The following is a 17628-nucleotide window of genomic DNA, read 5'->3' on the forward strand; positions in this document are numbered from 1 at the left end:
AAGAAGAATGGAGAATACAAGACGATCTCGAAACTATCGAGACCTCCTCGCATGGCAACGTGCGATGGACTTGGTCGAGGTTGTGTATGGACTGAGCAGTCGATTCCCGAACGAAGAACGGTACGGTCTTTCATCGCAGGTCCGACGTGCGGTCGTGTCTATCCCGTCAAATATAGCCGAAGGCGAGGGGCGCAATGCACCCAACGACTTTGCACGTTTTCTCTCAATTGCGCACGGTTCGTTGCGGGAAGTCGAAACACAATTGCTTATTTCTGTTCGGCTCAAGTATCTGACGGAAGAAGACATCACGAATGCGATGACACTTTGCGAAGAAACGGGACGAATCACTAACGGACTAAAACGAAGTCTACAAGGTAGAGGCAAATCCGGCTGAGCGTGCAGTCATCCCTGTTTTTACTGCCCACTGCCCACCGCTTACTGCCCACTGAGAAACTATGGAAACCAGTCAGCTAAAAAACTACGGTCCGCAAGCCCGTCGAGATTTTATCGAGGGTGTGAAGAATCAGGCTGCCGTCTACGGTTTGCTGCCCGACGAGATCGTTCCGATGAAGGAGGACGGAGACGTTGTCATCATCGGGGATCGCCCCTTCCCACGCGCGGTGACGAAGCAGCGGATAAAACTGGAAGAGTGTATCCGCCAAGAGGGTTTTGACCACGTCATCGAGGCCATCGCCTACACGTGGTTCAACCGCTTCGTCGCCATCCGGTTCATGGAACTGCACGGCTACCTGGACCACAGCTACCGCGTCCTCAGCCACCCGGACGGCAAATCCACGCCGGAGATCCTGGAGATCGCCGAGCGGGTCGAACTGCCCGGACTCGATCGCGACAAAGTCGTTGAACTCAAGCTAGACGGCACGAAAGACGAAGAACTCTACCGCCTGCTGCTCCTGGCCCAATGCAACGCGCTTAACAAAGCGATGCCCTTTCTCTTCGAGAGGATCGGGGACGAGACCGAGTTGCTCCTGCCCGCCAATCTGCTGCACACCGATTCGCTGATCCGCCAGTTGGTCGAGCAGATCGAGGAAGCGGCGTGGCAGGACATCGAGATCATCGGCTGGCTCTACCAGTTCTATATCTCGGACAAGAAGAAGGACGTCATCGGCAAGGTGGTGAAGTCGCAAGACATTCCGGCGGCGACCCAGCTATTCACCCCCAACTGGATCGTGAAGTACATGGTCCAGAACTCGCTGGGGGCGCAGTGGCTGGCGACCTATCCCCAGTCACCTCTCAAAGGGCAGATGGAGTACTACATCGAGCCCGCCGAGCAGACCGACGAGGTCAACGCGCAGCTCGCGGCCATCACGCCCAGCCAGCTCAACCCCGAGAAGCTGACCCTCATCGACCCGGCTAGTGGCTCCGGGCACATTCTGGTGGAGGCCTACGAACTCTTCAAAGCCATCTACCTGGAGCGAGGTTATCGACAACGAGACGTCCCGCAACTGATCCTCGAAAAAAACCTCTTCGGCCTCGACATCGATGAGCGCGCGGCGCAGCTGACGGGCTTCGCACTGATGATGAAAGGGCGGGCGGATGACCGGCGGCTGTTTGGGCGAGGGGTGAAGCTCAATGTGATGGCGCTGGTGGATAGCGCGGGGTTCGATCCGGAATCGCTTGCGAATGGGATGGAGCTCAGTGACTACCTACTAAAGCCAACGGACCTCACGGAGCTTAAGCGGCTGTTCAAACACGCGACGACGTTTGGGTCCTTGATTCAGGTGCCGGAGGTGCTGGCGGAGAAGCTACCCGCGCTGAAGCAGCTGATCGAGGCGACCAGTCAGGAACTCTTCGTGTCGGAGGCGCTCAGGCGTTTAGAGCCATTGGTGCAGCAGGCTGAGTTGTTGGCGACGCAGTACGACGCGGTGGTGGCGAACCCACCGTATATGGGAAGTGGAGGAATGACTGGCCTGTTGAAGAAGTTCGCTAAGGACAACTTTCCCGAAAGCAAGAGTGACCTCTTCGCGTGCTTTATTGAACGCGGATTGACGCTCGCGAAGACTGCCGGCCACAGCGCGATGATCACGATGCAGAGTTGGATGTTCCTTTGGTCCTTCGAGAAGATGCGCGAACGTATCCTCCGCGACAAGACCATTTGCGCAATGGCGCACCTTGGCGCAAGGGCGTTTGGGAGCATCTCGGGCGAGGTCGTCCAGACGACGGCATGCGTCCTGAGCAACCGGTCGCCACAGTGTTACAAGCCGGTATTCTTCCGACTGCTTAACGGCGGTGAGGGCGAGAAGCGGATAGCGCTCGCAAACGGCGAGAATCGTTTCGATGCGACAGCCCAAGACGCTTTTCGGAGTATCCCTGGCAGTCCTATTGCGTATTGGCCAAGCAGAGCGTTAAGGGCAGCCTTTCGAAAGCACAAAAGTCTTGCGGAGGTTGCCAGGCCCAGGGAAGGGCTGAACACTACTGACAATGACAGGTTCCTGCGGCGTTGGTGGGAGTGTCGATTGAGCGCGACGAAGCTTGACACCCACTCCGCGGACGATGTGGTTTCAAGTGGTGCGACGTGGTTTCCGTGCCAGAAGGGCGGAACCTATAGGAAGTGGTTTGGAAACAATGAATACGTCGTCAATTGGTGGGGCAATGGAGCGGACATAAAGTCCGTTGTGGTTGAGCGCTATGGAAGCGCGACGAAGCGAGTCGTGAATGAGCACCTATACTTCCAAGAGGGAATTACCTGGTCCTCGATCTCTAGCTCCGCACTCGCAATGCGCCATGTTCCAGCAGGGTATGTCTTTGAAACAAAGGGCAACATGTGCTTCTTTGAGACAGAGCCACAGCTTCTTCAGGGATTGGGGTTTTGTAACTCGTGCGTCGTCAACCCTTTGATTCAATGTGTAAGCCCAACGCTAGATTTCCATGCAGGGCCCGTAGGGAAGCTCCCGGTCGCAGCGGAGACGGGCGCGATCGATATCACCAAACGATCGGTCCATGTTGCGAGGGCAGACTGGAACTCCTACGAGCGGTCCTGGGACTTTCAATCCCTTCCCCTCCTGGCGGAGTCCTCCGCGACCACGCTTGAATCCAGCTATACCGCCTGGACACGTGAGAACCACGACACCATCGCCGAGATGAAGCGCCTCGAAGAGGAGAACAACCGCCTCTTCATCGACGCCTACGGTCTGGCCGACGAGCTCTCCCCCGACGTCCCCATCGAGCAGATCACCCTGACGGTGAACCCCGCCTACCGCTACGGGTTGAAAGTGGGCGGTGGGCAGTGGGCAGTGGGCAGTAACGGCGCGAAGGTGGGCAGTGATGGGTGGTCGATTGATGATGGCTTTGGCAACGAACTGGAGGCTCGCTTCCGCCAGGACACGATGGAGGAGCTGGTCTCCTACGCCATCGGCTGCATGATGGGCCGCTACAGCCTGGACCACCCTGGCCTCATTTACGCACACAGCGGCAACGAGGGATTTGATCCCGGCCGCTATACCAGTTTCCCGGCCGACGACGACGGCATCGTCCCGCTCACCGACACGGAGTGGTTCGACGACGATGCCGCCCACCGGCTGATCGAGTTCATCTCGGTGGCCTGGGACAAGAACCACCTCGAAGCCAACCTCACCTTCCTGGCCGAGAACCTCTCGCCCAAGAAAAACGAGTCGAGCCGCGAGACCATCCGGCGCTACCTCTGTGACAAGTTCTTCAAGGACCACCTGCAGACCTACAAGAAACGCCCCATCTACTGGCTCTTCTCCAGCGGCAAGCAGAAAGCGTTCCAGTGCCTGGTGTACTTGCACCGCTACAACGAGGGCACGCTAGCCCGCATGCGAACCAAATACGTCGTCCCACTCCAAGGCAAGATCAACGCCCGCGTCGAGCAACTCGAAAGCGACATTCCCGCCGCAACCAGTACCAGCCACCGAAAAACCCTCGAACGAGAGCGTGACAAGCTGGTCAAACAACGAAACGAACTTCAAACCCTCGACGAAAAACTCCGTCACTACGCCGACCAACGCATCCACCTCGACCTCGACGACGGCGTGAAAGTCAATTACAGCAAGTTCGGCGACCTTCTTGCCGAGGTGAAGGCCATCACCGGCAAGAAACCCAAAGTGGAGGTAACGACATAATGCCATCCGATAGATACGAAGAGCGCAAACCGTTCTTTGATTGCGTGTTTGAAAATGGTGTGGATCAGTATGTCCATCCGACTGGTGTAACCGGCGTCAAGATCGTGACAGGAGTGGAGGAATCATTTCTCGATCCTTACTTCAACTCTCCTTACGGACAACGAGCGAAGAGCTCTGGTGACTTATCGATTTTTTTGGCAGACAGCGAACAGACGGCTAAGGCTGAAGTGTTCCAAGGTCAACAATCGAGTGGCTATCCACCAAATTCGTGGCTGCTTTCATACGAATACCAAGGTCAAATCCTTAACATTCAGAAAATTGAGGATGAAAATTTCAAGAACGACTTTCTTGAGGCGTCCGGCGAATACAAGCACGAGTTCTCGCAGGACGCTCGACACTATTTAGATGAGAAAGGATACGCCCAAAAGTTTGATTCCATTGGATGGGTGAGTGTCCAGGGAAATCAAATCGGACAAGGCGGCTTTGTCTACAACTGGGTGTCAGGAGAATCACCGACCTTCAATCACCTATGCACGATCCGGCTTGATTCTCCAAGTGGAGATCAACAGTAGATGGATACCAAACAACTCAATGAAGCCCTGAGCAAAATCTACGACGAAGAACACCAGCGGGTCGTTTTCTGGAACGATCCACAGCAGGAGTTCGACCGGGTCGCTGAGAACCTGGATCTGGATGGAGTCAACGTCGTTAGGCTCGATCAGGTTGGCGGGATTGAAACGAAGCTGCGCATCGAGCGAGAGGAACCCGACGCCAAATTCCTACTGTACGCCCCGACCGAAGAACCGGAGTTTGAAGATGACATTCTGCTGGACGTCCGCCTCTACAGTCGCAGCTTCCGGGCAGACCGCTCGTCGATCATCCTCGATGAACTGGGGCTGGCTCGGCAACATCTCCGCAGCCACCTGAACCTGCGCCGCAAGTTTTTCGACAGCAAGGAACGACTTGGCAAGCTCAAGCACTTGGTCAATGCCGACGACAATGAGTTGGACCTGGATCGTAAGATGCTGGCCGTCGTCACCAAGGCCGATCAGCCTGAACTGTTCAGCATCGTCCGCACGCTGTTTCAGTCGTTCACCGAAGAGGAGGAGATCGACCTCGAAACTCCGCCCCCGGCATGGACGCTGATCGAGAAGTACGATCTGGATCGTTCGTTCTGGAAGATGGTCTCCACGGCCTTCGGCTATGAGGAAGAAAGTCCCACGCTGCAAAAGCTGCTGTTGCGGCTGATGTTGTCGGACTTCGCCCATCAGCTCGGCATTCACGTTCCCCTGGCAATCCAAAAACTGCAATTGAGCCGCAGCGGCACGCACAACGCCGTCGTTTGCCTGGATCAGTGGCGTGACAGTGCCAAGCAGGCCTCCAGCTTCAACATCCTGTCGGACATGGTCGCTGGCGCAACGAACATCGACGAGCAACTGCAAGGGCTGGAGCCAGAGGTGCTGGCCGATGCCGTTACCTTCCGCAACGTGGATCGCGCAATCCTGCTGGGACTGCTGGAACGGGTGGCATCGACGAAAGACCACGTCGATGCAGACGCCATCCGAGGCATCGTCACTCGCCGACAGGAAGGACACTGGATCGCATCCCTGTCGGTGCCGGAACACCAACGCAAGGCTCGCCACGCCGCCTACGAGGCTATCGCGGTCGCCGCCGAGTTCTTCGATCTCCGCGCTCAGCATTCAGGCGGCTTCGACTGCGACACCGCAGAGGAGATGTACACGTTGTACACCGACGAGCTTTACAAGTTCGACCAGCTTTACCGCCACTTCTGCCACAACGCCGACGTCGCCGAGTCGCAGGCCTGGGACATCCTTAAGTCGCTCCGCAAAGAAGTCGAAGCGGCCTACAAGAACTGGTTCCTGGTGCAGGTCGGTCTGAAGTGGGCCAAGTTTGTCGCCCCCAACGCGGACCATACGGGGATGCTCGACAAGTGGACGCTGCCCCACATTCCGAACCAGTACCGCTTTTACGAGAAGCACGTCGCCGAACGACAGAGAGAATCCGAGAACCGCAGATCCTTCGTCGTGATCAGTGATGCCTTCCGGTACGAGGCCGCGACCGAGTTGACCAAAATCCTCAACGGCGAATACCGCTTCCAAGCCAAGCTGACGACTCAGTTGTCCGTGCTGCCATCGTACACGGCATTGGGCATGGCCAGCATGTTGCCCCACAAACAATTGGAGTACACGGAAAAGGGAGACGTCCTTGCCGACGGTGTCTCCACGTCGGGCAGCGACAACCGCAACACGATCCTTAGCAAACACGAGGGCATGGCGATTCAGGCAGACGATTTGTTGAAGTTGAAGGGAAAGGAAGGGCGTGCCCTGATCGAGGGCAAGAAGGTCGTCTACGTCTATCACAACGAAATCGACACCCGTGGAGAAAACGCGGCGACCGAGGGCGACACCTTCCGAGCGACCCACGAAGCCATCCGCGAACTAGGCGACATCGTTCGCTACATCATCAACAACCTGAACGGCAACTACGTCGTTGTCACCGCCGATCACGGTTTTCTGTTCACGGAATCGTCGCCAGCTGAGACTGACAAGAGCAAGCTGAAAGACAAACCACCCGGCACAGTCAAAGCCAAGAAGCGATACCTGATCGGCTACAACCTGCCGGAGTACGAAGACGCTTGGCGCGGTAAGACGGAGATCACGGCCAAGTGCGACGGCGGCATGGAGTTCTGGATTCCCAAGGGCTCCAACCGATTCCACTTCACCGGCGGCGCCCGCTTCATCCACGGTGGGGCGATGCCGCAAGAGATCGTTGTCCCGGTCATCACGGTGCGGCAGGCCAAGAGCAAGAAAGCCCTCGAAAAGACCAAGACGAAGCAGGTGTCGTTCTCGGTGCTGGGCAGCAATCACAAGATCACGACGCACACCCACCGCTTCAAGCTGATTCAAATGGAACCGGTCAGCGATCGCGCCAAGGCCTTGACCGTCAAGATCGCCATTTACGACGGCGACGAACCGGTCTCCAGCATTGAGACCGTGACATTCGCCAGCGCGTCCAAGAACCTCGACGACCGCCAACAGTCGGTGATGTTGACCTTGCGGGACCAGCAGTTTGACAAGCACAAGCGGTACAAGCTGCTCGCAAAAGATGCTGGCACAGATTTTGAATTACAGAGCCACGATGTGACCATTGATCGAGCGATTGCCGATGACTTCGACTTCTGAAAACACCGAAAACGACACGGGCCTCGACGAATTGCTCAATGAGCATTTCGCAGGCAAGGTAGTGCGCAAAGACCTGACCAAACTGGTCAAGGAGGGGGCGAATGTTCCGGTCTATGTTCTGGAATACTTGCTGGGGAACTACTGCGCCTCGAATGATCCGGAGGTCATCAATGACGGTCTGAATACCGTCAAGAAGGTGCTGGCCGACAACTACGTCCGTCCCGATGAAGCCGAGAAGGTGAAGTCCACGATCCGCGAGCGTGGCAGCCTGAAGATCATCGACAAGGTGACGGTGACGCTGAACGAGAAGCGGGACGTGTACGAGGCCCTGCTGTCGAATCTGGGCACCAAGGGCGTCGAAATCCCAACCGGCACGGTGAAGAAGTACGAGAAGCTGCTGGCCGGTGGCATCTGGTGCATCATCACGATGCAGTATTTCTTCGAGGAAGGCCAGAAGGGATCACCCTTCCTGATCGAAGAACTCAAGCCGATCCAGATGCCCAACATGGACATGGATGAGCTGTTCAAGGGGCGGGGGTACTTCACCGAAGACCAGTGGATCGACGTGCTGCTGCGATCCTGCGGTTACGAACCAACCCAGTTCGAGACACGGGTGAAGTGGCACTTGCTCTGCCGCATGATTCCCCTCGTCGAGAACAACTACAACGTCTGCGAACTCGGCCCCCGCGGAACCGGCAAAAGCCACATCTACAAAGAAATCAGCCCGAACAGCATTCTGGTTTCCGGTGGTCAAACCACGGTCGCCAACCTGTTCTACAACTTGGCCCGGCGCCAGGTCGGTCTGGTGGGCCTCTGGGACTGTGTCGCCTTCGACGAAGTGGCCGGCATTTCCTTCAAGGACAAGGACGGTGTCCAGATCATGAAGGATTACATGGCTTCGGGGTCATTCGCCCGTGGCCGCGATTCGATCAACGCCTACGCCTCAATGGTGTTCGTCGGGAACATCAACCAGCCCGTCGATACACTCGTGAAGACCAGCCATCTGCTGGCACCGTTCCCCGAGACGATGATCGACTCGGCCTTCTTCGACCGCTTTCACGGTTACATCCCCGGCTGGGAAATCCCCAAGATGCGGCCCGAGTTCTTCACGAACCAGTACGGCCTGATCGTGGACTACTTCGCCGAGTGGGTGCGCGAGATGCGGAAACGCAACTTCGGCGATGCGATCAACAAGTACTTCAAGCTGGGGCGAGACCTGAATCAGCGCGACTCCATTGCCGTCAAACACACGGTTTCGGGGTTACTCAAGCTGCTCTACCCCAACGAGCAATACGACAAGGACGCCGTCCGTCGCTGTCTGGAGTACGCACTGGAAGTCCGCCGCCGAATCAAAGAGCAACTCAAGAAGATCGGCGGCATGGAGTTCTACGACGTTCACTTCAGCTACATCGACGTGGAGACATCCGAAGAGAAGTTCATCAGTGTGGCAGAACAAGGCGGCGGCTCCATCATTCCCGATGGCCCACTCAATCCCGGTGTCCTTCACACGGTTTCCACTGGAGGCACCGATTCGCACCTTGGCCTCTACCGCCTGGAAACCCAAGTCACATCCGGCAACGGTTCACTGAAAATGTCGGGCCTTGGCTCAAACATGAAAGCCAAAGAGGCGATCAAAGTTGGTTTCGACTACTTCAAAGCCAACGCTGGTGGGGTCAGTGCCTCGGTGAAAGTCGGCGATCACGACTACCACCTGCACGTCGTCGAGCTTCACAATACGGGGCCAACTACGGCCATGACACTGACCACGTTCATCGCTTTGTGTTCTGCCGTCCTTGGCAAGCCGCTGCAGAGCCAATTGGTTGTCCTCGGCAGCATGAGCCTGGGCGGCAACATCATCCCCGTCGAGAACCTCGCCGAATCCCTCCAAGTCGCCCACGATGCCGGTGCCAAACGAGTCCTCCTCCCCATGGCCAGCGTCAGCGACATCCCCACCATCCCCGGCGAACTGTTCGCCAAGTTCCAAACCAGCTTTTACTCCGATCCGAGGGATGCGGCGTTCAAAGCGTTGGGCGTGGAGTGATCCAGTACGCCGAACCGGATTTGCGAAACCAATACTGTCTAGCCCTGCCTTCGTCGGAGCCAATCATCGGTCGCTCAAAGGGAACCGCGACTGATGAATGGTGACAGAGAAGGTCTGGGCGGCCGCCATGAATACCTCCTTTTCGAAATCAGGAAACCCTCCTTCGTCGAAGCACAATACCAACCGAAAAAATTGAGCCGACTACGAAAATTGAAGAAGGCTCGGGAACTGCTGAAACAACAATTTTTGCAGCATGCTGAAAACCGCCAAACGACGGGTTCAAGGAAAAGTCTTCCAAAGGCGTTGGGGAATTCGTCACAGGGACGAAGTACCAAAAATCAGCTTCCGCACCGATTACAACTCCCGAATCAGTTGAGCGTTGAGTTAAGAAAACACCTCCATCCGGAGTCAGGTTGAGACCCAAGTACTGAACCTGCCCAGCAACAACCGGAAGTCGTTCGGAAGAAAGGTCATAGTCAAAACGATAGAGACTAAAGCCGTCCGTGGTTTGACCAATTGGAGTCAGGAATTCAGAGCCATAGCCACCGACGTGGGTCACGGTAAATCGCTGTGGGTCTGATTCCAAATCTTGCCTCGAGGCGAAATGTGAGAAACGAAGACCGAGGATAGGTGGGTTCGGAGGATTGTTGTTTGGACCACCAGACGCCAGAGTAAATGTCCCGACCCATGAAACTGACTTAAGGAATCCGTCTTGCGGACTAGAGTAGCCAAAATAGGAATTAACTCCCATTAAGGAGTTGATGGAAGTAGCCGTGCTTCCAGCCGCAATATCCCCCAACACATTCGCATACTCACTCCCAGCCGGGTCACTGTCCAGCGTATCCTTCACAACGATATCGGTGGTAATCGCAGCCTCGGCATGAGTTGCAATTCCGAATAAAAACTCAGCCAAAGCAACTGCGATGTATGCAGCGTTTCTTACTGCTCTTCCGTCCCAACTTTCGTCTTTTTTGCACTTAACACCAACATCGTCTTTCGTATCAAAGTTTTGAATTCGTTTGGCATTGTCGATTCGCTCAGCCATTGGAGTACGGTGGATTGCCCCCAATGATAATCGGAAGCTCTCTCTGTTGCAGCCCGGTTGGGCCGACTGGACAGAAAGGTGGGTGACTTGGCTGCACAAGTGCTGCCAGTGCTACAGAATGCTCTGCGGGCGAAGCGGAAGGGGAGCGTGAAAGGGGAGCAATTGTGCTCAATTGGCCGTCTGAAACTACCCCTCTCGCTCTTCAGATTGGTGTTGAGTCGGATATCTGTCCAACTTTTTCAATTCTCATCAGGCGAGTTTTTAAGCGAAGGACACACCCCATGTTTCTTGAGCCAGGGGTGTGCAATGAGGACAGGGTCGATGGTGAGACCCTCACAGAGTTCTTGTATGTTGTAAGCGTGAAAAGCGACGTTCAAGTCATCGTCGAGAACCGCGTACTCGTAGACTCTTTCTTTTTTGTCGATGAGTATTCTGTTTTTCAAAGGAAGTTTGACTTTGGAACGCAGGAAGAGCCCACCGGGTTGGCGATACCATTTCCGCGCTTTCCGCGAAACATAGCCGAGAAGGGGAAATGCCAATGAGCTGGAATCGAGCTGGAGTTTCTTTTGAATGTAGGACGGGTCGGTTTGTCCAAGCCTGGTTCTGCCAACGTCACTCCACGGGAAGTCTGGGCCCTTTGGGAATCTGATTCCTTCCGAGTCGTACTCGATGTAGCTTACGTCTCCAGCATCCGTGTGAACGGCTTTCCTGTTCAACGTTTCTTGCGTGATGCGTCCTACTCCGGAGTTGTTCAAGAGGGTATGGGCTCGCAATGTACAAAGAGCTGATGTTATGAATTGGCGAATCTTCAGCATGGGCTCGGTGTACTCTTTTTTATTGACGAGTGATGCAGATTTATCACCGTAGAAGATTTCGAGGTCTTTCTTGCGGGTGAGGCCGTTACGAATGGCCGTGATTGCACTGTAGGGTATGTGTTCGATGTTGGGCCAATGGTCCGACCCGCCGTATTCGTGCTTGGCGAAAACGATTCCGTGCTCGTAAGCTATCCATCGCGAACCAGGTCTCGGAGCAGGCATTCCCGTCATTACCCTTCCGAATTCGCCAGTGTGAGCGGCGGCTATGGGTTGAAGCTCTTTGGGCCAAGAGGACACTGGCACTTCGGACATGGTTGAGCTGCTCTAAGGAGTGAAAACGGACGGGATTGTTTGCGTGTTGTCAGAATTGTAAACGGAACTAGAAGACTTCGGTGTCTCCGCAACCAGGACAATTAAGCCGCCTCATCTGTTGGCGGTAGGCTTCGAGGTTGGCTTTCTGGGTCGCCTCGTCAGCGAGTTGTGCTTGCTGCTCCGGAGTGAGGTTCGGAGACGCCTTGGATGTCGGCTGGGAATCTGCGGCGTGCTGTGGCTGATTGTTTGGAGTCTGTGCCGGTTCCATAAAAGGGAGTCTGGCAGGGCTAGGGAGGTAGTCAAAAATAAATGACTCTAGCGAGGTCGGGTGACTTCCGATAATATGCTTTATCAGAAGTCTTCGGGACTTCCAAAACGGAGGGGGGACATGATGGTGAAAGCATCGGAAAAGACGCTAAAAATCGAACTGGTAGACGCCATGTGGGTGAAACTCGAAAGGCTCGCAAACGAGCTGAGCCAAGTATGCCCGCCAGCCCATGGACATTCAGAAATGGAATCACTCGTTGCGAGCTTGCTCGCTTTCGCCCACGGCGGGCTCTCCCATCCGAACTCCCGGCTCGGCGAATGGCTCGATCTGTGCTTCGGTAAAGCAACGGTCGAACGGGCTTCCCTGGAGCAAAGAATCGGAAGATGACAACAAAAGGCGAACTGGTTGTGATGCCAGAGGATCTGGAAAGTGGGCTCACGCCCGGTCGGATCGACGTTCCGCGTGATCTCTCGAGTTCAGCTCGGGTGGCTGGGTTTCTCTCTGAGCTCATCCCAGCCGTCGGCCACTCCGATGCGGCGGCGGTCCTGGTGCCTTGGTTCTGTGATGTCGTGAAGAGTCCGCATTCTCGTCGGGCGTATGGGCGTGACCTGGCGGAATTCGTCTTTCAAATGGGAGAACTCGGGATTCATCCGCTCCACGTGACTGGCGATGAGATTCGGATTTACAAAGAAGCCCTTCGAAGGGGTGGCCTCAGAAAGTCAACGATTGCCCGGAAGCTGTCTGTGCTTCGCGGTGTGTTTGAGCAGTTTGGAAAGCGGGGATACATCGACTGGGAGACCGTGGGCGATATCCAATCGGTCTCGAGTGATTCGGTGGACAAGAACACGACTCCCGCACTTTCTGAGAAAGAAGCAAAGGCGATGCTTCACGCTCCGAATATTGAAACCGTGCAGGGACTTCGCGACTACGCGATGTTGTTTACCTACTTCATTACGGCGTGCCGAGCGTCCGCCGTTGCAAACGCGAAAGTCTCTGACTTGGAGCGAACCGAAACGAACTGGTACCTGGTGGTGACCGAGAAGCGGGAGAAGACAGAACGAAAGTCGCTTCTTGAAGCGGCGGAAGCGATTCATGCGTGGCTCGAACGTTCAAAGCTCGTTGAAAATGCTCCTCTCTTTCCGGCATTGGAGCGTGACCGGGTGACTCCAACCGGTCGCCATCTGAGCTCCCGGCAAGTGCTCAACCTCGTCAAGAAATACGCTCGGTCTGCCGGCATCCAGGTGGAACGCGTTGGGCGAGGGGTCTGTTCACACAGTCTCAGGAAGACGGCTCTCACCAATGCACTGAATCACGGAGCGAAAATGGAGCAAGTTCAAGCGTTAGCGGGTCATGCTGACATTCGTACAACGCAACTCTACTACGAGAACAAAGAGAGTGACGCGGAAGACGCGGCTCGGCACATTCAGATTCGGTAGAGCCATGGTGAAGAAAAGCGAGATTTTGGGCCATTAGCGGGCAAGTCAGGAAGCGTAGCCAGCCCCATGATACGGTTGCCATTCGCTGCGTCGGAGCTTCACGCCGACGCATCGAAGTCAGATCACCAAAGTGCGTCGGTCTGTTGCACATCTGCAAATTGGTGAGCTGCGAATTTGGGGTCGGTTTGTCCAACTTACGTAGGCTACAAACAAGCGTTGCCTGCTTCGGTATGAGCTTCATTCGCCACCGCCAGTCGGTCAGGAACAAACCCGTCCCCTCGGTACAGTGCCCGTAAAAAACCGCGTCCGGTTATCAAGTTTTCATTAACGGCAATCCCGGCTCGCGAAAGTTGATCATCCGAATCAGTGGGAACACACGATGAAAACCGCCGCTTGATTTGCTCACGGGGGGATGCTACCATACCACCTACATTGCAGCCTTCTTGCTTCTTGCCAAGAATCCATCGAAAACGGTGCGTTCCGTGACGTGGTCCATGTAGATATCGCATTCCCTATGTGCGGATGCGTCACCGGGTGGCGTTGATCGGTTCAACTAATTTCTTTGGACATAAAATCTACGATACTACCCAATCTGGTAGGACGCGCCATGAGCGATACACAGCCAGCAGATGACCAAGACTCATCCCTCTCTGCGTTGAAGTACCCCGAGACGGCTGAGCGTTACGAAGCCCAGCCTTGGGAGAAGGTCACCGCTCTTGTGGTTTCTGTTTGGGTTGTAATTCTTGCGTCGCTAGCAGTTCTGGGCTTCGTCCCTGAAGACAGCGAGAATGCTTGGACGGTTCTTCGTTTGATGCTGAGTATCTCTCTAGGCGTGCTCGGCGCGATCATTCCTGGATTTCTCCATGTGGCATGGGAAAAAGGTGGACTTGCAATTCGAGCTGGCGGAGGGCTGGCGGTCTTTGTGCTTACGCTAGTCGTAGACCCAACCGTGTTTTAGGGGTGGTTTTGGAATCAGACGAAAAATCAGACGGACACGCAGACACGAATACTGTATGGACTTTTCTGTCTAGCTACGGATTCGTCCGGCTAATCATGCTGATTTGGGTAATGAGCCTCGTCTCTGCCATGCTTTTGCTGGAGACTCCACTTCAGAACAAGAATAGCGCTTGGCTCATTCGCCTTCTTCTAAGCGCTACAGTTTCCTGTTTTTTCTTTCCGCCATCCGCATTATTTGACAGGAAAAGCAAGAAGGAAACCGAGACTGCTGATAAACATACCTCAAGGTCCACGGTATCGTCACGGCTTGTGCTTACAATCAGTGCGAACGTAGTTGTTTTTCTTGTTTGCTATGCTTGGACTCCAAAGCTTATACCGTCGCTGGAGCAAGGTCCAGCATTGGAAATCATAGATGCAGCCACGGGGCTTCCAATCGAACGGGAGTTCTCGGTCGACTACAGGGCTCGGCGAATTCTCATGCATGATATTGGCGGGCTGGGGCGAATTGAGCTGAGAATTGAACCCGAAGATATCGATTCGGTCGAAATTGAACACGTGAATTGCGGAGGCTACACGTTTTCACCAAGTCAAAGTGTGTCCATCGTGGATAGCGAGCGCGAACCTCATCTCCGTTGTGAACTAAAACGCAAAGACCGCGACATTTGGAGGCACCTAGTTCCATCGACGCCGCTGCTCGTATCTGATCTTCCTTCAAACGCGGAGTACAAGAAAGCGATTGAGAACAGCTTTGATAGAAAGAAGATTTCTCTGTCCATCGAGAATCTTACCGAAAGACAAGTCGATGTACTTTTGTATCACTATGATCCGGAGCCACAGGTTCTCCCTGGAATTCCAATTGGGCTGGCAATGGAGTGGACGCACTTTAATCCGTCTGTTGTTGCTCGAATGTCTGCCCGCCACCCGGACTACAAACCGTTCAAGATTTTTGGATTTGACTCCGGGTATTTCCTTGTTTTTGTGTCGATCAATTCTAGGGTTGCAACCTACGCCGGACGAGGGAATTTCTACAAGATAGAATCACCAAGGCTGCTGATTGAGGCTGGTAATACCAGCAAGACATTTGTCGCCAAACTTGAAGGAGCCGAACTTGCGGCTCCCAATAGTACCCAAGACTCTCACTAAACGTTTACAAGGAGTTTCTCGATGATTCGACGTTCAGCCTTAATGGCCACCGCTTGCCTTTTTGTTGCTTCTTCTTTCGCGTTTGGTCAGAGCTTAAAAATAGAAAATGGCGCTGGAGAAACGCTCACGTTTCACTATAAACCTGCGGCTGCAGGCGTTATGGATTTCAAGAGCGTGAAGCTCGCGAGCGGAGGCAGTCATTCTGTGTCAGTTGCAGAAAGCGATCCCTACTACGTTTTTGTTGACAGCGAAAACGGTGATGTTTTTTCTTCAGGAGGTACAGCGAATCTACGTGCATACGCTTCACAAGGAAAGACTGTAGATATTTCACGGGGGATTGCTGCAAAAGGAGACGGTCGCGGTAACATTCGGAATTACAAGCACTTTTCGCTTTCAGGTGCTGGTCGCGCATCAGGTATGCCGCGGGACGAGACGGAATCCCTCGCCCGTAGTCGATGGGGATCGACCTATGTAGTGGGAAACCAGTCGGTGAACGTGACCATCGAATTCAACAAGCGTTCGGGTAGCTTTTCTGGTAACAACTCTGGGTCGCTAAAGAGCATTGTCTACTATGAGACAGACAACGCAAATAGCTGGCTTGTCACAGGCACCTGGGAGAGCGGGAATAGTCGAGGGCCATTTCAGTTTCGGGTAAATGGGAACTCGTTCCGCGGTAGTTGGCGAAAGAGCAATGAGGCGAACTGGTCATCCTGGAACGGTACGCGTCTCGGCGGAGGGTAGGGCCTGCTCAGCAACAAGCCTATTCAGCCTGGCGTTCTCCTTCCGAATCGCCTTCAATTGTCTGGCCGGTAGAGAAGAAAAGGTACGCGGACTCATTTTCGCAGGCACGGAGGCTAATCGATGCTCCGGAGCCCGACGCCGAGTTCTCAAAAACGACACCGACGTGCGTCGGAGTTGAACCGAACTCTCCGAAGTTGCATCGTTTTCCGTGAGTTAGCTCGTCCACTTCGCCACTGAATTCGGCAGTTTCGGGGCTATTGTTAACGAAGTGTGCAGACACGCGTCTGCTTCATCTTTTTCCAGAATGGCAGGAAGCCCAGCAAGATGCCCGTCTTTACCGGCTATCGGCCGGGCGGAGGAGCCTGCAGCGAAGCACAAGGTCGACGGCCTGGAGTTGTCACCATGTCTATCAGTCTTGAATCTGTCGTAGTGAAGTACCTTGAAGCCAAGAAGCTGTCGCGGGGAACCCGGAAAGAGTACCGATCCACTGTCACCAAGTGGGTTTCCTGGGAGAGCTGTGTCGACGTTGACGAGATCGAGAGAATCCACGTCCGTGAATTCCTGGATCGCGTTTACGCAAATGCAATCGAGAATGGAGGTTCCAATCCCGGTCGAACGGCGAACAAGGCGCGGGAGCACCTGCGAGCGATTCTTTCTTGGGCGTGGGAGCAGGATTTCATTGAGAAACTGCCCCGGCTTCCAAAGCCGAAACCACAACGCGATGTCGCGGGTCGCCACTACCTGACAAAATCTGATCTCAACGCGCTGTACTTCGCCACTTACCAATTACCGCGACCTCGCGGATGGAAGAAGAATGTGACGGTTGGACATCACTGGCGTGCGGCACTCGTCGTGTTCTTCAATTACGGTGTCGACACCGGAACTGTTTTCAAGTGCGCGGGTTTCCATGAACCGATCCTATGGAGACACATCACGTGGCAGCCAGAGCCGCCGAACGGTCAGGGCCAAGACTCTCGTCACGGCTGGCTCTACTATCGTCGCGTGAAGACCCAAAAACAGTTCTATCGTCCGATGAATCGCGTCGTGCATACACACCTGAAGAGCATAAGGGCAGATTCGGCTCAGCTTGATGACGCGGTTTTTGATGGCGGAACCTCTCGACCCAATCAACAGTTTCAGATTCTGTGCGACTTGGCGGGCGTCAAGCCCAAGCGTGACATGGAAACTGGCGAGGAACGCCCATGGGTCTTGAAGGATCTGCGCAAAACGTGCGCGACGTACTACGACGAACATATGCCTGAATCGTCAATCGAGATTCTCGGCCACTCAGTGGGCGGAGTCACGTACCGGCACTACGCCCATCGCGATCCACTGGCGTTCAAAGCGATCCTGAGCATTCCTCAACCAGAAGCCTTCAATGCCTTAGTTCAGGGATTCGACGGCGAATGTCCCTGTTGTCGCCGGAAATTCTTGCAGGCGTAGATCAAGCCTGGTTCAATTCAGGGCAGCATCTTCACGAAAGAAGCGGAGGTGCTGCCACCGATGCGCGAGCGAGATTCCGCTACGAGCCAACGGATTGTCCAGCCGCTTTCAATTCAGGACTTCA

Annotated in this window: 13 protein-coding genes; 11 read left to right on the top strand and 2 right to left on the bottom strand. The window is 54.8% G+C overall.

The window, feature by feature from the left end:
- The first annotated feature begins 7 nt into the window (after window positions 1-7).
- The 5 genes from Enr13x_RS17965 (at window position 8) to brxL (ending at window position 9344) form a co-directional block, all read left to right on the top strand.
- Window positions 8-394, top strand: coding sequence for a four helix bundle protein (locus tag Enr13x_RS17965; protein WP_145388330.1), 387 nt, complete (start codon window positions 8-10; stop codon window positions 392-394).
- Between the two features lie 61 nt (window positions 395-455).
- Window positions 456-4100, top strand: coding sequence for a BREX-1 system adenine-specific DNA-methyltransferase PglX (gene pglX, locus Enr13x_RS17970; protein ID WP_145388332.1), 3645 nt, complete (start codon window positions 456-458; stop codon window positions 4098-4100).
- Window positions 4100-4672 carry a hypothetical protein gene (locus tag Enr13x_RS17975; RefSeq protein ID WP_145388334.1) on the top strand — a complete coding sequence of 191 codons (573 nt, stop codon included), beginning with the start codon at window positions 4100-4102 and terminating at the stop codon, window positions 4670-4672. The genes pglX and Enr13x_RS17975 overlap by 1 nt, the downstream gene beginning before the upstream one ends.
- Window positions 4673-7303, top strand: coding sequence for a BREX-1 system phosphatase PglZ type A (gene pglZ / locus Enr13x_RS17980; protein WP_145388335.1), 2631 nt, complete (start codon window positions 4673-4675; stop codon window positions 7301-7303).
- A complete protein-coding gene (gene brxL, locus Enr13x_RS17985) occupies window positions 7287-9344 on the top strand; it encodes a protease Lon-related BREX system protein BrxL (protein WP_145388337.1) in 2058 nt (685 codons plus the stop codon). The genes pglZ and brxL overlap by 17 nt, the downstream gene beginning before the upstream one ends.
- 148 nt (window positions 9345-9492) lie before the next feature.
- On the opposite strand, the gene Enr13x_RS17990 is transcribed toward brxL, so the two are convergent.
- Complete coding sequence (locus Enr13x_RS17990; protein ID WP_145388339.1) at window positions 9493-10389, bottom strand: PEP-CTERM sorting domain-containing protein; 897 nt, start codon at window positions 10387-10389, stop codon at window positions 9493-9495.
- A gap of 239 nt (window positions 10390-10628) precedes the next feature.
- Window positions 10629-11516, bottom strand: coding sequence for a hypothetical protein (locus tag Enr13x_RS17995; protein ID WP_145388341.1), 888 nt, complete (start codon window positions 11514-11516; stop codon window positions 10629-10631).
- Between the two features lie 388 nt (window positions 11517-11904).
- Between Enr13x_RS17995 and Enr13x_RS18000 the strand changes: the two genes are divergently transcribed.
- The 6 genes from Enr13x_RS18000 to Enr13x_RS18025 all read left to right on the top strand — a co-directional run bounded on the left by Enr13x_RS18000 (window position 11905) and on the right by Enr13x_RS18025 (window position 17504).
- The gene (locus Enr13x_RS18000) at window positions 11905-12171 is read left to right on the top strand and encodes a hypothetical protein (protein WP_145388342.1); all 267 of its coding nucleotides are present in this window, start codon (window positions 11905-11907) and stop codon (window positions 12169-12171) included.
- The gene (locus Enr13x_RS18005; RefSeq protein ID WP_145388344.1) at window positions 12168-13220 is read left to right on the top strand and encodes a tyrosine-type recombinase/integrase; all 1053 of its coding nucleotides are present in this window, start codon (window positions 12168-12170) and stop codon (window positions 13218-13220) included. Before Enr13x_RS18000 ends, Enr13x_RS18005 begins: the two co-directional genes overlap by 4 nt.
- A gap of 607 nt (window positions 13221-13827) precedes the next feature.
- Complete coding sequence (locus Enr13x_RS18010; RefSeq protein WP_145388346.1) at window positions 13828-14178, top strand: hypothetical protein; 351 nt, start codon at window positions 13828-13830, stop codon at window positions 14176-14178.
- Between the two features lie 95 nt (window positions 14179-14273).
- A complete protein-coding gene (locus Enr13x_RS18015; protein WP_145388348.1) occupies window positions 14274-15320 on the top strand; it encodes a hypothetical protein in 1047 nt (348 codons plus the stop codon).
- Window positions 15321-15341: 21 nt separating this feature from the next.
- Window positions 15342-16061, top strand: a complete 720-nt coding sequence (locus Enr13x_RS18020; protein ID WP_145388350.1) for a hypothetical protein — start codon at window positions 15342-15344, stop codon at window positions 16059-16061.
- Window positions 16062-16385: 324 nt separating this feature from the next.
- Window positions 16386-17504 carry a tyrosine-type recombinase/integrase gene (locus tag Enr13x_RS18025; protein WP_145388351.1) on the top strand — a complete coding sequence of 373 codons (1119 nt, stop codon included), beginning with the start codon at window positions 16386-16388 and terminating at the stop codon, window positions 17502-17504.
- The last annotated feature ends 124 nt before the right edge of the window (window positions 17505-17628 follow it).

Origin of the sequence: Stieleria neptunia, assembly GCF_007754155.1 — a bacterium.
In the GTDB taxonomy this organism is placed as follows: domain Bacteria; phylum Planctomycetota; class Planctomycetia; order Pirellulales; family Pirellulaceae; genus Stieleria; species Stieleria neptunia.

Excerpts from the sequence above, each read along its gene's own strand:
- Enr13x_RS17965 (WP_145388330.1), top strand. The coding sequence starts at position 8 with ATGGAGAATACAAGACGATCTCGAAACTATCGAGACCTCCTCGCATGG.
- pglX (WP_145388332.1), top strand. The coding sequence starts at position 456 with ATGGAAACCAGTCAGCTAAAAAACTACGGTCCGCAAGCCCGTCGAGAT.
- Enr13x_RS17975 (WP_145388334.1), top strand. The coding sequence starts at position 4,100 with ATGCCATCCGATAGATACGAAGAGCGCAAACCGTTCTTTGATTGCGTG.
- pglZ (WP_145388335.1), top strand. The coding sequence starts at position 4,673 with ATGGATACCAAACAACTCAATGAAGCCCTGAGCAAAATCTACGACGAA.
- brxL (WP_145388337.1), top strand. The coding sequence starts at position 7,287 with ATGACTTCGACTTCTGAAAACACCGAAAACGACACGGGCCTCGACGAA.
- Enr13x_RS17990 (WP_145388339.1), bottom strand. The coding sequence starts at position 10,389 with ATGGCTGAGCGAATCGACAATGCCAAACGAATTCAAAACTTTGATACG.
- Enr13x_RS17995 (WP_145388341.1), bottom strand. The coding sequence starts at position 11,516 with ATGTCCGAAGTGCCAGTGTCCTCTTGGCCCAAAGAGCTTCAACCCATA.
- Enr13x_RS18000 (WP_145388342.1), top strand. The coding sequence starts at position 11,905 with ATGATGGTGAAAGCATCGGAAAAGACGCTAAAAATCGAACTGGTAGAC.
- Enr13x_RS18005 (WP_145388344.1), top strand. The coding sequence starts at position 12,168 with ATGACAACAAAAGGCGAACTGGTTGTGATGCCAGAGGATCTGGAAAGT.
- Enr13x_RS18010 (WP_145388346.1), top strand. The coding sequence starts at position 13,828 with ATGAGCGATACACAGCCAGCAGATGACCAAGACTCATCCCTCTCTGCG.
- Enr13x_RS18015 (WP_145388348.1), top strand. The coding sequence starts at position 14,274 with ATGCTGATTTGGGTAATGAGCCTCGTCTCTGCCATGCTTTTGCTGGAG.
- Enr13x_RS18020 (WP_145388350.1), top strand. The coding sequence starts at position 15,342 with ATGATTCGACGTTCAGCCTTAATGGCCACCGCTTGCCTTTTTGTTGCT.
- Enr13x_RS18025 (WP_145388351.1), top strand. The coding sequence starts at position 16,386 with ATGCCCGTCTTTACCGGCTATCGGCCGGGCGGAGGAGCCTGCAGCGAA.